The 14,950-nt window shown below is 43.0% G+C and carries 12 protein-coding genes; 5 read left to right on the forward strand and 7 right to left on the reverse strand.

Annotation, left to right across the window (positions count from 1 at the left end):
* Positions 1–84: 84 nt before the first annotated feature.
* Positions 85–1,692: an inorganic phosphate transporter gene (locus tag ACHEVO_RS02630; protein WP_290176460.1), complete on the reverse strand. Its 1,608-nt coding sequence runs from the start codon at positions 1,690–1,692 to the stop codon at positions 85–87.
* A 567-nt stretch (positions 1,693–2,259) separates the two neighbouring features.
* A complete protein-coding gene (locus ACHEVO_RS02635; RefSeq protein ID WP_394123793.1) occupies positions 2,260–3,963 on the reverse strand; it encodes an ATPase in 1,704 nt (567 codons plus the stop codon).
* Positions 3,964–4,283: 320 nt separating this feature from the next.
* On the opposite strand from ACHEVO_RS02635, the gene ACHEVO_RS02640 reads away from it, so the two are divergent.
* From ACHEVO_RS02640 to ACHEVO_RS02655, 4 genes are all read left to right on the forward strand, one after another.
* Positions 4,284–4,997, forward strand: a complete 714-nt coding sequence (locus ACHEVO_RS02640) for an FFLEELY motif protein (RefSeq protein WP_394123794.1) — start codon at positions 4,284–4,286, stop codon at positions 4,995–4,997.
* Positions 4,998–5,101: 104 nt separating this feature from the next.
* The gene (gene ubiE / locus ACHEVO_RS02645; protein ID WP_394123795.1) at positions 5,102–6,205 is read left to right on the forward strand and encodes a bifunctional demethylmenaquinone methyltransferase/2-methoxy-6-polyprenyl-1,4-benzoquinol methylase UbiE; all 1,104 of its coding nucleotides are present in this window, start codon (positions 5,102–5,104) and stop codon (positions 6,203–6,205) included.
* Positions 6,206–6,323: 118 nt separating this feature from the next.
* Positions 6,324–7,028 (forward strand): ubiquinone biosynthesis accessory factor UbiJ, encoded by a 705-nt coding sequence (locus tag ACHEVO_RS02650; RefSeq protein WP_394123796.1) that lies wholly within the window; start codon positions 6,324–6,326, stop codon positions 7,026–7,028.
* A gap of 102 nt (positions 7,029–7,130) precedes the next feature.
* Positions 7,131–8,792 (forward strand): ABC1 kinase family protein, encoded by a 1,662-nt coding sequence (locus ACHEVO_RS02655; protein ID WP_394123797.1) that lies wholly within the window; start codon positions 7,131–7,133, stop codon positions 8,790–8,792.
* A gap of 112 nt (positions 8,793–8,904) precedes the next feature.
* Here ACHEVO_RS02655 and ruvB read toward each other — a convergent pair whose 3' ends face one another.
* The 5 genes from ruvB to ACHEVO_RS02680 all read right to left on the reverse strand — a co-directional run bounded on the left by ruvB (position 8,905) and on the right by ACHEVO_RS02680 (position 14,072).
* Positions 8,905–9,888, reverse strand: a complete 984-nt coding sequence (ruvB, locus tag ACHEVO_RS02660) for a Holliday junction branch migration DNA helicase RuvB (protein WP_057760949.1) — start codon at positions 9,886–9,888, stop codon at positions 8,905–8,907.
* A gap of 175 nt (positions 9,889–10,063) precedes the next feature.
* Positions 10,064–10,684, reverse strand: a complete 621-nt coding sequence (gene ruvA / locus ACHEVO_RS02665; protein ID WP_102090462.1) for a Holliday junction branch migration protein RuvA — start codon at positions 10,682–10,684, stop codon at positions 10,064–10,066.
* Positions 10,685–10,762: 78 nt separating this feature from the next.
* The gene (gene fba / locus ACHEVO_RS02670) at positions 10,763–11,800 is read right to left on the reverse strand and encodes a class II fructose-bisphosphate aldolase (RefSeq protein ID WP_057760953.1); all 1,038 of its coding nucleotides are present in this window, start codon (positions 11,798–11,800) and stop codon (positions 10,763–10,765) included.
* Between the two features lie 413 nt (positions 11,801–12,213).
* Positions 12,214–12,600, reverse strand: coding sequence for a hypothetical protein (locus ACHEVO_RS02675; protein WP_201567361.1), 387 nt, complete (start codon positions 12,598–12,600; stop codon positions 12,214–12,216).
* 257 nt (positions 12,601–12,857) lie between these two features.
* Complete coding sequence (locus ACHEVO_RS02680) at positions 12,858–14,072, reverse strand: phosphoglycerate kinase (RefSeq protein WP_394123798.1); 1,215 nt, start codon at positions 14,070–14,072, stop codon at positions 12,858–12,860.
* Between the two features lie 505 nt (positions 14,073–14,577).
* Between ACHEVO_RS02680 and ACHEVO_RS02685 the strand changes: the two genes are divergently transcribed.
* Positions 14,578–14,907, forward strand: a complete 330-nt coding sequence (locus ACHEVO_RS02685) for a TraR/DksA family transcriptional regulator (protein ID WP_379544796.1) — start codon at positions 14,578–14,580, stop codon at positions 14,905–14,907.
* Positions 14,908–14,950: the final 43 nt, after the last annotated feature.

Raw genomic sequence — 14,950 nt, forward strand, 5'->3', positions numbered from 1 at the left:
CATGATGCTGATAAGCGTTTTTTATTGCGTTAAACCTAGTTTATTCAAACTCAATTATGATAATTCGCTGATAAAAACAGCGCATTAAAAAATATTGCTTAATACGAGATAACTTATAGCAGACATAGTAGCCGCTGCAGGCAGTGTCACAATCCAAGCCAAACCAATTGGTTTCATAAGCTTCCAGTTAGTATCTCTGTTGACGATACCGATACCCAGTACCGCGCCTACTAGCGTGTGAGTACTTGATACAGGCAGACCCATAGTCGATGCGCCCATCACAACTGCCGCCGCCGCTAGCTCAGCTGAGAATCCTGAAGCTGGATGCATTTTCGCTAGATTGGTACCAACAGTTTGAATCACTTCTTTACCAATGAACCAAAGACCAACGATTAGTGCCACACCAAAAGTCAGCATGACAGCAGGTGGTACAGCAGCTTCAGTAGCGATACTATTGGTACGAATCACATCCATAATGGCGGCAAAAGGACCAACCGCGTTGGCAATATCGTTTGAACCATGACTAAAGGCAAAAGCTGACGCGGTAAAGACCTGCATCCAGCTAAACATAATGAACGTCGCTTTGGTCAAATCTTCTTTGTGCTTACCGCGGATACTCTTGGTATAGATATAGGTCGCTAACCATACTAGCGCCGCTATCATACCCATAATCAAGAAGCCCTGTAGTGTGGTCAGGCCGCTATTAACATTTTTTAGACCTTTAAAGACGACTAGAGAAGTCATCACCGCACCACCTGCGGCAGCAATGATAGGTACCCATTGCTTAAGTGCTTTTAGAGTATCAAGGCTACTACGCTCATTCTCAATATCATAAAGCTTTTTGTAGTAATCAGTTTCTAAATCTTCAACGTTACAATCGTCATCTTTATAGATTTCCTGATCACGTAACATCGCTGACGTATAGGCCAATTGCTCAGACTCTGTCAAACCATCCAAAAACTCTTTATGGTTTTGCTTTAAGACTTTTTTATTGCCTTTTAGCGTCGCAATATAAGCTTCGGTTTTATCGTTATATTCAATGATGTTTTTCTTGATTTGTCCATATAAAAGATAAGACAACACGCCACCTAGTAGCGGCGACAACACCCAAGAAATAGCGATGGTTCCAACTGTTCCCCAGTCTACTGTTGATAGCGCCATGTCCGTACCACCTAACGTGATACCTAAAACAATGGAGCTACCAATCACACCGCCAATAATGGAGTGAGTGGTCGAAACAGGCAGACCTTTTTTGGTCGCAAATAACAGCCAAAATGCTGCTGCAACCAATGCGGAGAGCATGACATAAATGAACTGATTGGGCGTCACTGATAGACCATCTAGATCGACGATGCCGCTTCGAATCGTATCAGTAACCTCCCCGCCTGCAAGGACTGCCCCCGATACTTCAAATATCGCGGCAATACCCAATGCTTGCGGGATAGTCAACGTCCCTGCACCCACCGAAGTACCAAATGAGTTGGCGACATCGTTACCACCGATATTGAATGCCATAAAGACACCAAAAGCGGTCGCCACGATGAATAGCGTCGTTTGCTGACGCATGGTGTAATCTAAACCCCACCACAAAAAGTAGGAAGTCATCGCAATCAGTAAAATGGCAAAAAATAGATTTATTCTCATAGAGCCAACTGGCTTGACTGACTCTGTAGAACTGCTGCTAATACCCATACGTTAGTACGTCCTGCGTAAGCTGATTAAAATTATATGAGGTTGATAATACTGCGCTGCTACTCACAGTGCTTGTTGCAGCATCTAATGAAGTAGCAATAGAAAATATATAACATGCGGTTAGAAGGTCTTAAACCGACTATAACGAAAGGAAAAGTACATCCTTCAACATGTCACAAAGCCGCAAGTAATGTTGCCAAATCGTCTGATTACAGCATCTTGCGGCTTATATATTTCTTAGCGATATTTGTGGTACTACTAACAGCTATTGTAACAATTTTTGTCGTAATTATTAAGTTATCTATACTAAATAACCAAAACACGTTGTTTACTAAATTAAAATTATTATTTAGCAGAAGCTGTTTCGCGCTCTATTATATTAAATATGAGCACATAATGCATGATGATATTGCGAGATTTGTAACTGCGAGTGTATACGGACAAGACTACACTCTGTAAAAGACAGGGTGGCTCGAATATGTTTCGAGCCATCCTATTTAGAAAATACGTGAAAAATACAGTTATATAAATCTATGACAGTCCTTAAACTTCAATCATTTCTAACAATTATTTGCTTTCAGTAAATGCAGACAACTGCTCGATAGCATGATCTAACACGTCCAAACGCGCCTGACGCTTTTCGTTGGTCGCAATAACACACCATGGCGCTGTTGTTGTATCCGTGCGTGCCAGCATATCTGCTGCAGACTGCACATAGTCTGACCATTTATCACGGTTACGCCAGTCATCATCTGTCAGTTTAAATTGCTTATGCGGTGTTTCTTGACGATCTTCAAACCGTTTAAGCTGCTCTTTTTTATCAATCGCTAACCAATATTTGATAACCAACGTTCCTGCTGCTGCCAAATCCGCCTCAAAACGATTGATTTCATCATATGCTCGTTGCCATTCATCAATAGACGCAAATCCTTCAATACGCTCAACCAGCACGCGTCCATACCACGTACGATCGAAAATAGCGATACGGCTAATACGGTTCGTTTGTTCGTCAGGCAATCGCGTCCAGAATCGCCACAAGTAAGGATGCTGAGTTTCATACAACATCGGCGCGCCAATATTATAGATTTGATACTCGCGAGGATCTAGCGGTGCGACCAACCTTTTGATCGCACCGCCCTTTCCCGCAGCGTCCATCCCTTCAAAGGCAAACACCACATGCCGACCTTGACGGGCACGTAGCAACTCAGCAAGCCGCGCTTGCTTCTCCGCCAACGCCTCACGATAGTCGGACTTACTGATTTTTTTATCTTTAATAGACGTCAGCTGCTTAGGTATCGACACAGGCTCAAACTGTTTTTGTTTAGTATCTGAATTAAGTTCCAGTTTTTCGGACTGGGAATGGTTTTTTGAAGTTTTCTTGTCATTGTCGTTGTCATTGTCATTGCTATCTGTTTGGCTACTTGCTAGCGCGGTTTGCATCGCATGTAGCACCAAGTGACAAAAGTTATCAGCGGCCTCTAACTTATCGTCACCATCAATGATGACCCAATCATCCTGTTGACGCAGCAAGGTCGCAGCCACCTCATTAAACTTTTCGATGACTTGCTTATTATGCCAGTCAATTTGATACAGAAACTGCGGATCTGCTTCATCATCCTTTAAGCGACTGTGTAACGTTTCGATATCAACATGAAACCAGCATTTTAATAATTTGGTTTGATTGGCACTGAGATCTTTTTCAAATGCTTTTAGTGTATTTAACTGCTGCTGTAGATAGTCTTGCCACTGATCGATAGGAAGCGGATTTTTATCTTTTTGACCTTTATCATTTGATAATGCTTCAAGGTTTTCACTATCAGATGTCGCTAGTCGCATGACGTTGTATAATAAATCAGCATACCAGTTGCCAAAATACACCATGACATCACCATGGCGTGGCATTGCGCTAGTATGCGCTTGCCAAATGGGTTGATAACTCAATGGCGAATGACCAATGGTTGCCTCAACTTTAAGCAGCCTGGGATCTACCCATTGCCGTAACTGCTTAACGGCGGTACCTTTACCTGCTTGCTCCATTCCATTAACTAGCACCAATAGACCTGTTGGCTTGTTGAGGGTCGGCGGCGTTTGCTGGCGAGTGGCTTTTAAAGCATACTGAGCTGTTACCAATGCCAATCTAAGCGAATCCTCATCCAGTGAAAACTGACTTAAAGGATTGGGCTTTAGACGCTGCTCCACAACTTGCTCACTAAATTGTGTACTTACCGCTTGTGGTGCTTTTGGTTCAGTAGTATCATTTTTTTGAGACATGATTACACTCGCTATTATTGTTGTTGGGCTGCTTTACCGTTGAATGACTTATGGGATAGCTATTAATAGGACAACTTTCCATATTTCGACCTCATCACTCATTTTTATCTCATTTAATCATAGCACTGCACCAATCGAGTAAATAATATTGCTGTGTAACAGATTGGTATTTGTATTCTTAATTATTTTCTTTTAAGGTGAACACAATTTTGGGTATAGGATAGAACAGTTGTTGAAAACCTTATAACCCTGAACCACCATATTTAAAACAACCATACTCAAATTTGATTACCCTATTTACTTCTACAGGATCTACTGCCATGACCGCTTTAGCTGATTTACAACAGCATTTAACACGTTTTTGGGCGATGCCTCATCACCAAGATGATGAATTAAATGCTAAGCTCAAAGAAGTACAATCATGGCAACAAGCTCGTCTCCAGCAGACGCATCGTGAGCTATTTGAACAACCTAAAAACCAACTAATGGCAGATTACTTTCTCACCCAACTGTATGGCGGCGAAGAGTTCAAGTTATTAGCAGAGCAGTTAGCACGTATTCTGCCAAAAGCGAAAAAGCTAGAACGTCTTGCTAAAGAGTCAGCTCTAGAGGCTGGTAGTATGGGTATCCAAGCAGCGATTTTTGCTATTGAGCTAGATCTGCATTTAGCCCAATGGTTACTCGCTCAAGATTTGCCGGTAAACGAAGAGAACATGCTAACTGCCTATCGTACTGTCGATGAAGAAGACGAGCGCCGAGTTCAGATTGCCAATCTAAAAGACGTCTGCTATCGCACGGACAAACATCTAAATTCGTTTATGCTCAAAAAAGCCTTTGCACTAGCAAAAAGTACAGCCTATCGTCATGGCTACCAGCCGCTTTATGATTTTATTGATACAGGCTTTAAGGCCATGAAACCTCTGAGCAGCGTCAGTGATTTTATCGAGCCGTTCTGCAAGCGTGAACTGTCCATTATTGATCAGGTTCATGATACGGATAATGGCAGTAAGCCAGTAGCGTTTGGTGTATCATAAGGTCAATATGTTGAATAGCCAATTGACGCTTACTATTTAACGATTTCTTCCGATAAAGACAATCATACGATAAAGACAATCATAAAAATAAATTCTAGGACAACATGATGACTGATAATTCAAAAGATAGCAGCGCTCCTTCTAATCAAGCCACAACAACCAATGGTCATTTGCAAGACAAACTGGTAAAAGACAGTATTGCTCATAATCAGCAGATTAGTGCGCAGATATTACGTAACCAAACAACCAATGTCGTGCCGAGCAAGAATAATAGCGTTGCTAGTGATGACAATAGCGACTTTACTAAAGTTCAAGATTTACCAACTGGGACGCCGCAAGGCCAACAAACTACTATGCCAAACAACGATCAAACGACTCGCACAAACCCTTCAGAGCAAACAATAAAACAAACGCTATTCAATCAGCGTGATGATATCAATAATCCGCACACGCCTGAAACAGACGGCAACGAGCAAACGCATTTTGGCTATAAGACCGTCAATAAAGCAGAAAAACAAGCACGTGTGGCTGACGTATTCACTTCTGTTGCCAAAAAATACGACATCATGAATGACTTGATGTCATTCGGTATTCATCGTCTGTGGAAACGCTATGCGATTAGTCTATCAGGCGTACGTGCTGGTCAGCATGTCCTTGATATCGCTGGTGGTACGGGCGATTTGGCCAAAGTATTTAGCCGTGAAGTCGGTAGAAATGGCCACGTGGTACTATCTGATATCAATGCTGCGATGTTAGAAGTGGGCCGTGAGCGCTTGATCAATGCTGGTTGTAACAACGTCGATTTTGTATTGGCGAACGCTGAAACGTTGGCCCCTTTTGATGACGAAAGCTTTGATTTGGTCACCATTAGCTTTGGTTTGCGTAACGTCACAGACAAAGATGCCGCGCTAAAATCTATGTATCGCGTCCTAAAGCCAGGCGGTCGTCTATTGATTTTGGAATTCTCAAAGCCAGTATTTGAGCCACTATCTAAAGCCTATGATTTGTATTCATTTACCGCACTGCCAGTGATGGGTAAGCTGATTGCTAATGATGCTGAAAGTTATCAGTATTTGGCTGAGTCAATTCGTATGCATCCTGATCAACAGACACTTAAGCAGATGATGCAACAAGCTGGGTTTGAAAACTGTGATTATCATAACTTGACTGCTGGCATCGTAGCTGTCCATCGCGGATTTAAAGCGTAATGATAGAATAAGATTGGCAAAACCATTACATTTAATAGACCATATTGAACCTAACACGAACACACGATGCGCTGATGCAGCTAATGCGAAGGCGCTCACTTAACGATGCGAGAGCCTTATGCTGACTGTCCTTCTATTAGCTGGTGCCGAAAAGCTAATTAACATTGCCATTGCTAGTGATGAGATTACCAAAGCAGGTTTAGCGCCGCTTGCAGGTAAGGTGTTACGTCTTAATATGGGACTGCCTGAAATTCATTTAGATATCTTGTTTACTCAAGAGCGTTTGCGCTTTGAGCCGGTCACGACGGATAGCGTGTTTGAGCCAAGTGGCCAGATGAGTGAGCGCCAAAAAGCCAGCATGGAACGCGCACGTTTTGGTCACAGTCGTCCAGACTGCACCATCACCGTAGACAATGCCGCTCAATTGCTCAATCTGATGCGTGGCGCTGAAGGTAACTTGCCAATTGCTGGCGATTACAAAGTGCTAATGCAGCTCAAACAACTGGTTGCAGGATTTGATCCTGACGTGGCTGGACAGCTTGAGCCGTTTATTGGTAAACCAATGGCTAGCCAGTTACACCTTCTTATCTCTCAGCTCAAAGGTAGCTGGCGTCATAGTGCCAAACGTGCTTTTGATGACGTTAGTGATTGGGCCAATGAAGTGGCTGGCAATAGCACACCTGATCCTATCGAGGTGGCAGAAGTAAATGATCTGAAACAGCAACTGTTAAAATTACGTGCTGACATCGAACGGGAAGAAGCCAAACTTGCTGCTATCAAAGAAGAGCAAGCACAGTTTCTTAATAACTCGTTTCATCAATAGTCGACCACATCAATCATAAATAAACGCTATTACCGATGGCACTATTTATGATTATGCGCAGCGCTTACCCCATTTTCGTCTTTGTTTAGAGTACCTAACCTCATGCTATTATCGCACCGCGCTCGTCTACTTGAGCTTTGGCGTATCGCCGCAATGTATCGCCTTGATACCCATTTTTCTATCGAAGAAGCACCGCAGCTGCAACCTTTGGCGCGATTAATTCGCATGCATCCAGCAGCATGGGGCAAGAAGCACCAACCGAATGCGATTAAGTATGCACTTGAGGAGATGGGTACGCTGTTCCTGAAATTAGGCCAGTTACTCTCAACGCGTCGCGACTTGGTACCACCTGAGATTATCGCTCAGTTGATTCAATTGCAGGACAAAGTTAAGCCTTTTGACGCTGATATTGCTGTCGCTCAAATTCAGCATCCTAAGCATGGTCTTGGCCAATCTATTGAGACCTTGTTTGCCCGGTTTGATATCAAACCACTAGCGGCCGCTTCTATCGCCCAAGTTCACACAGCTGCCCTACATGATGGGCGTGAAGTCGTGGTAAAAGTGGTTCGCCCCGATATTCGCACTGTGATTGTTTCTGACTTTGAACTATTGCGGGAATTGGCAAGTTGGGCATCTGCACGTATTGAAGCGGCACGTGCCATTCATATTATTGATATTGTCGAAGACTATCGGCAAGTCATGCTCAATGAGCTCGATTTGACGCTTGAGGCTGATAATACTACTCAGATGCGTAATAACTTCTTGGGTTCAGCATTGATGTATGTGCCTGAAGTTTATGATGCTGCCAAAAACGTGATGGTCATGGAGCGTATCCAAGGTGTCCCTATCTCACAAGTTGAGATGTTTGATCAGTTAGGTTATGACCGTGCAGCGCTTGCAGAAAAAGGCCTAACGATATTTTTTACTCAGGTCTTCCGTGATAACTTCTTTCATGCTGATATGCATCCAGGCAATGTGTTTGTAGAGACGCCACCTGTGCAAACTCTACATGCAGGTATGGCAGCAGTTGATTTAGGTCATGAACCACGTTATATCGGGCTTGATTGCGCCATCATGGGCACTTTATCAAAAGACGATCAGCTCATCGTGGCACGGATGTTACTTGCCGTAATGAACAATAACTTTACCGCTGTGGTTGATATCGTCAGTCGTGCAGGTTGGATACCACCAAATGCTGATAAGCATGCCCTGATGCGTGATATGAAACGTACCGTCGGTCCTATGCTACAAAAATCAATCGATGATATCGACTTTGCGGGCGTACTGATGCAGATTTTGGACATTGCGCGTAGACACCATATGAGTATCCCACCGCAGCTGATGCTTCTGCTAAAAACTTTGGTCCATGTGGAAGGACTCGGTCGTGATTTATATCCTAATCTGGACATTTGGTCACTTGCCAAACCAATTCTAAGCGGTTGGATTAAAGAGCAGTTAGATCCTATGCGTAACCTACAGCAACTGCGCCAACAACTGCCTGAAATGCTTTTGTCTACTACTGATATTCCTAAACTATTAGATCAAGGTCTACAAAGCCTTGCCTCACAGGGCTCTCGCCAAGACAGTCAACTACGTGAAATACAACAGATTCGCGCTGACATGCTAAATGACCGTCGTCGTGATTGGTTAGCACTCGCAGGGTTTGCTATTTTTATTGCTATCGCTACGCAAGTTATCGGCTGGCTATCACCTATATTTTATATACTGGCTGTCTTGGTAGTTGTTTGGAGAATTTTAGCTTAGAAGTCAGATTTATTTTTAACCAATCAGTTCAGAAAATTTTTCACAATTTTAGACTTAAACAAAAAATGCGCCTACTTCTCATCAAAAGCAGGCGCATTTTTTATATTGAATACTATAACATCTGGTCGATTGCCATCTGTGTCAGTACGCGGCCACGAGCAGTACGCAGCACATAACCTTGTTGAATCAGATACGGCTCAATTACGTCCTCAAGTGTACCCCGGTCTTCAGCCATCGCTGCTGCCACTGCTTCAACACCAGCAGGACCACCATCAAAGCGCTCATGCAATATTTCGATATAGCGTCTGTCTAAATGATCAAGACCGCGTCTATCCACTGCCAACATATCTAACGCACTACCTGCAATCGCGCCATTAATACTACCATCGCCTCTTACCTCGGCATAGTCACGCACGCGGCGTAATAGGCGGTTAGCAATCCTTGGTGTACCACGTGCACGGCGCGCAATCTCTACAGCGCCATCTTCACTCATTGGTACGCGCATTAGACGTGCTGCGCGACTGACAATCGTCGTTAGATCAGCAATGTTGTAAAACTCAAGGCGCTGTACAATCCCAAAACGGTCACGTAGTGGTGAGGTTAACAGTCCTGCTCTCGTCGTTGCTGCTACCAAGGTAAACGGTGGCAAATCAAGCTTGATAGAACGCGCAGCAGGCCCTTCACCAATCATAATATCTAATTGGAAATCTTCCATCGCTGGATAAAGTATCTCTTCAATGACCGAGCTTAGACGGTGAATTTCATCAATAAATAGTACGTCACCCGCTTCTAGATTAGTCAGCATGGCCGCCAAATCTCCTGGGCGCTCAAGCACAGGCCCTGAAGTAGAACGTAAATTACCACCCATTTCACGAGCGATAATATTGGCGAGGGTCGTCTTGCCCAGACCCGGTGGACCAAATATAAGTGTGTGATCTAGCGCTTCGTCACGGCCACGAGCAGCACCGATGAACACTTCCATCTGCTCACGTACCACCGGCTGACCAATATACTCGGCCAATAATGCTGGTCGGATATTGGCATCAGGAGCATCACTTGCGCCTTCTAGCGGATTAATTAAACGATCTTGCGTCATAGAATTTATCATTGTATTAAAAAATTAGTTAACAAATAGCATAACCAAACGCTGCGCATAAGTCATGCAAAACCTCATTAAGCGAGTACTAAAACGAAAATAAGCGACATTTAATGTCGCTTATTAATTTAATACATTATGTGGTTGTCATCGATAGACGGCTAGTTAATATGAATTAAAAGCCAGATAGTTGCTGTAAAGTAGCTTTTAACAGACCTTGAGTATCAGCAAAAGTATCTCCTTTACTCTTAGCAGCTTTAATCGCCAGCTGAGCTTCTTTTTCTTTGTAGCCCAAGCTAATCAACGCGCCTTCCACTTCAGCGATGATACTGCCTTCGTGAGAAATCGTAGTTTCCTGAGGTGTCAATTCAAACGAGCCACTATCAACGTCGATATTCTTTAACTTGTCTTTTAGCTCAATCAATAAACGTTGCGCTGTCTTTTTACCGATACCTGGGATACGAGTTAATGCCATCTCCGACTCTTGCTCAACATGCATTTTTAACTCAGCTGCTGACATTGCAGACAGCATAGCCAAGGCCATTTTTGCACCAACCCCGTTAATTTTAATTAATTGGCGAAAGACATCGCGTTCTTTTCGATCGATGAAGCCGTAGAGCAACTGTGCATCTTCGCGAACATGGAAATGTGTCCAAATGCTGGCTTGTTCGTTAAGCTGTAACTGGCAAAATGAAGGCAATGGCAGTTCGATATCATAACCCACACCAGAGGTCGTCATGATACAAGCAGTCGGTGCCATCAAGTACTGCACCTGTCCGGTAATCAATCCAATCATTATTTACGACCTCTTATGTAAAATATTATAAAATCAGCTGCTACTTCATGATTAACAACTACGTTCTACAACACAGTCTTATTGGTAAAAATTTACCATACCTTCAAGACTGGTTGGACGAATTTTATGTGCTTGACCTGCAGAGCCGAACGCTTCAAAACGATTGGTACAGATATCTGACATCGCTACCATAGACGCTTTGAAGTACTTGCGTGGATCAAATTCACTTGGATTTTTCGCAAGGAATTCGCGGATAGCACCAGTTGATGCCAGACGTAAATCCGTATCGATATTTACTTTACGCACACCATGTTTGATCGCTTCAACAATTTGTTCAACTGGCACGCCATAAGTTTCGCCGATATCACCGCCATTTTCATTAATAACTTTTAGCCATTCTTGTGGCACTGATGAAGAACCGTGCATGACAAGGTGGGTATTAGGAATACGGGCATGAATCTCTTTTACACGCTCAATAGATAAGATATCGCCTGTCGGTGGACGTGTGAACTTATAGGCACCATGGCTAGTACCGATAGCAATCGCTAACGCATCGACATTGGTATCTTTTACAAACTGCTCAGCTTCATCAGCACTGGTCAATAGTTGCTCATGATCTAGCACACCTTCAGCGCCAGAGCCATCTTCTTCGCCAGCCATACCAGTTTCAAGACTACCTAGGCAACCGATTTCGCCCTCTACAGAGACGCCGCAAGCATGAGCCATCTTAACAACTTCGCGCGTGACGCTAGCATTGTAGTCATAATCCATTGGCGTTTTGCCATCTTCACCAAGTGAGCCGTCCATCATCACTGATGAGAAACCTAATTGGATTGAGCGTTGGCAAATAGCTGGTGACATACCGTGATCTTGATGCATTACCACTGGAATATGTGGCCATTCTTCGATCGCAGCGATAATCAAATGACGCAAAAATGCTGACCCTGCATAGTTACGTGCGCCTGCACTGGCTTGGACAATAACAGGTGAATCACAAGCATCCGCAGCCATCATGATTGCACGCATTTGCTCTAAGTTATTGACGTTAAAGGCAGGAACACCATAGCTGTGTTCAGCGGCATGATCTAGAAGTTGACGTAAGGATATTAGGGCCATAAGACACTCTCTGATTGGATTTTGAATAGTATTTTAAAAAACAGCTTAATAGCAATCATTTCACTGTATATTCGACCATACTGACCGTATATAGGCTAGTGAAAGTCTGAATGATATTGGATATGATTACCACGCGGTGATTATAGCAAAAATTGTTCTGTCTTCGTAGCGGTTGACCGACTATTTGTCAGTCTATACCGTCTCTTAATATCAATTTAACTTTTATAAACTGTCACTTTATAAACTGCCACAATGACATATAACGCAAAAAGCCTTGGCAATCACCAAGGCTTTTCTAGTATTTTGAGGCTTATAAAGCAATGACTCTTTTTAGAAATTATTTACCGATGAGTATCTATTAATCAATAGCATACCAGCAAATCAGTCATTATAGTGCTTAGTTATCGCGTAGCTTAGTACTGTTGCTCTGCATCAACTGCAACATCATTTGCGCCATCAGCAACAGCGTTAGCGCCATCAGCAACAGCTTCAGCAGTATTTTCAACCGCTGTGTTAGTGCTTTCAGCAATAGCATCGCCAGTGTTTTCTAGAGCGTCTGTCGCAGCTGCACCAGCAGTGTCAGCGCCTTCGGCAACTTCAGTACCAGCGTCTTGAGCAGCAGCTTCAGCTTCAGCAGCAGCAGCGTCTGTTTCAGCGGCAGCAGCATCAGCGTTTGCAGCAGCATCATCGCCAGCAGATTCAACAGCAGCTTCAGTGTTTTCTTCTGTTTGTTGGCTACATGCAGTGATTGCAAAGGTACCAGCAAGTACGCTAGCAAGTAATAAATGACGTTTTAACATAATAAACCTCTCGTAAATAATGCATGTCAAAATACATGGTCGCGCTATTTTATAGAGTGCGAATCAGACATGCAATAATAATTTTCAGTATATAAATAAATAATTACTGCTTAATAATAATCGATGGCTATTGCACTTACTTATGCTAATAAAAACAAGTAAATCAACAGCCAAAATATTATTTTTACAGACTACCTTAGTTATTTAAAGTTAGTTGTACGTCTAATGTTACTAAGCTACAGAGTATCGTTAATTAGTTAGGCATCTATTTGCAGAGCAGCGACTGCCGGAAGTACTTTACCTTCAACAAACTCTAAAAACGCACCGCCACCTGTTGACATATAGCTCACACCATCAGCAACTTGATATTTATCGATAGCCGCTAACGTATCACCGCCGCCCGCGATAGAGAAACCATCGCTGTCTCTTACAGCAGTAGCTAATATCTGTGTGCCTTGCCCGAAAGCATCGACCTCAAATACACCCACTGGACCATTCCACAAGATGGTTTTTGCATTAATAATGGCAGCTGCAAGTCGCTTTGCGCTTTCTGGTGCGATATCCAATATCATGTCATTGTCACCAATCGCCTCAACTGATTTGATCGTTGCGGTGGCTTTTTGCAATGAGCCAGTAAAGTCAGCAAAATCGATGTCGTTTTTATCAGCGACTACGACGTACTCAGGCAGTAGAATTTCAGTCTTGGTCATAATGTCACGTGCAGTATCAAGCAAGTCTGCTTCGTACAATGAGGCGCCAACACTGTGACCTTGTGCTGCTAAGAAAGTATTAGCAATACCGCCACCAACAATAATTTGCGTGCAAACTTCAGCCAAGCTGTGTAGCACTTCTAATTTGGTAGACACTTTTGACCCACCAACGATAGCGAGCATTGGCTGTGCTGGCGTTTCAAGCGCTAGGCTCAAAGCATCAAGTTCAGCGGCTAACAATGGCCCTGCACACACAGTTTTGTCTGCTTGACGCATCGCTTGCGTAACGCCTTCTGTTGATGCCTGTGCACGGTGCGCTGTACCAAAAGCATCCATCACAAACACATCGCATAAATCAGCATACTTTTTCGCTAGCGTGGCATCGTTTTTCTTTTCACCGTCATTAAAGCGTACATTTTCTAATAGAACCACTTCACCAGATTTTACATTGGCACCTTGGGTAAGGTAATCACTATTAAGACGTACAGGTGTCGATAATTGCGAGCTTAATTTGTCCGTCAAATAGTCAGCAACTGGTGCCAATGAATATACAGCTTCAGGACTGCCTTCTGTTGGGCGGCCTAAATGTGAGCAAACAATTACCGCAGCGCCTTTTTCGAGCGCCATTTTGATGGTAGGAAGACTGGCTTGCAAGCGCGCATCGCTCGCGACCTTACCGTCTTTAATAGGCACATTTAAATCTTCTCGGATTAAGACCACTTTATCCGTTAAGTTCAACTCACTCATACGCAAAAAATTCATCACCTGCTCCTATGCATCAATATATCTGTTAATTTGCGATTACTGTCGTTACTGATATGACTATTATAGTCCGCTCTATATAAATCAGATTCAGTGCTAAGCTCGATCAATCCACTATTTTGTAGCACTCTCGCTCGCCTGCCATATAGCCAAGCTATTTTATACCCGTGCTATATAGTCACTATCAGCTTTATCACTTTTTAATGTTTTTTAACGCTTGGCTCTTACACTTATCAAACCACTCTAATAGGTCGATGAAGTAAGCAGAATTTAGCGGCGGTGTATTCTACCAGTTTTCTAGCGCAGTCTCACAAGCAACCTGTCACAAATTTCAGCATGTTTAAAATATTTAGTCTATATTCTCAGACCATTATTCGATGACAACAATTGCCGTTGCTAGCTTTAAGCATAGTCAATAAACCGTAACATTTCGTGGTGGTACTCAGCAGTCAAGCTCTTTATGATAGAAACATTGACAATAAAAATAATCCATTAGGAGAAAATAATGAGCATCAACTTACACACTGCGAAACAAAACCTATTGAAATTAAAAGATGAGTACGAATCTCGAATTGATAAGATAGAAGATCACATTCAAAATCCACAAGATGATCTCAATGAACATTGGGAAGATCAGGCTATATCCTATCGTCAAAACGACATGCGCAAAAATTTGATGAGCGAGGCACGTCAAAGCTTAATCTATGTCGAAAATGCATTGAGTCGAATTGAAAATGGTACTTATGGCGAGTGCGAAGTTTGCGGCGAGTCAATCGAAGAGCAACGCTTAGAAGCGCTACCCTATGCCACCTTATGTATGGAACACGCTGAGTAGCGCTGTCATATTAATATTCTATTGTAAGACTATTGCTACTCCA

Source organism: Psychrobacter nivimaris (assembly GCF_043419765.1).
Classification (GTDB): Bacteria; Pseudomonadota; Gammaproteobacteria; order Pseudomonadales; family Moraxellaceae; genus Psychrobacter.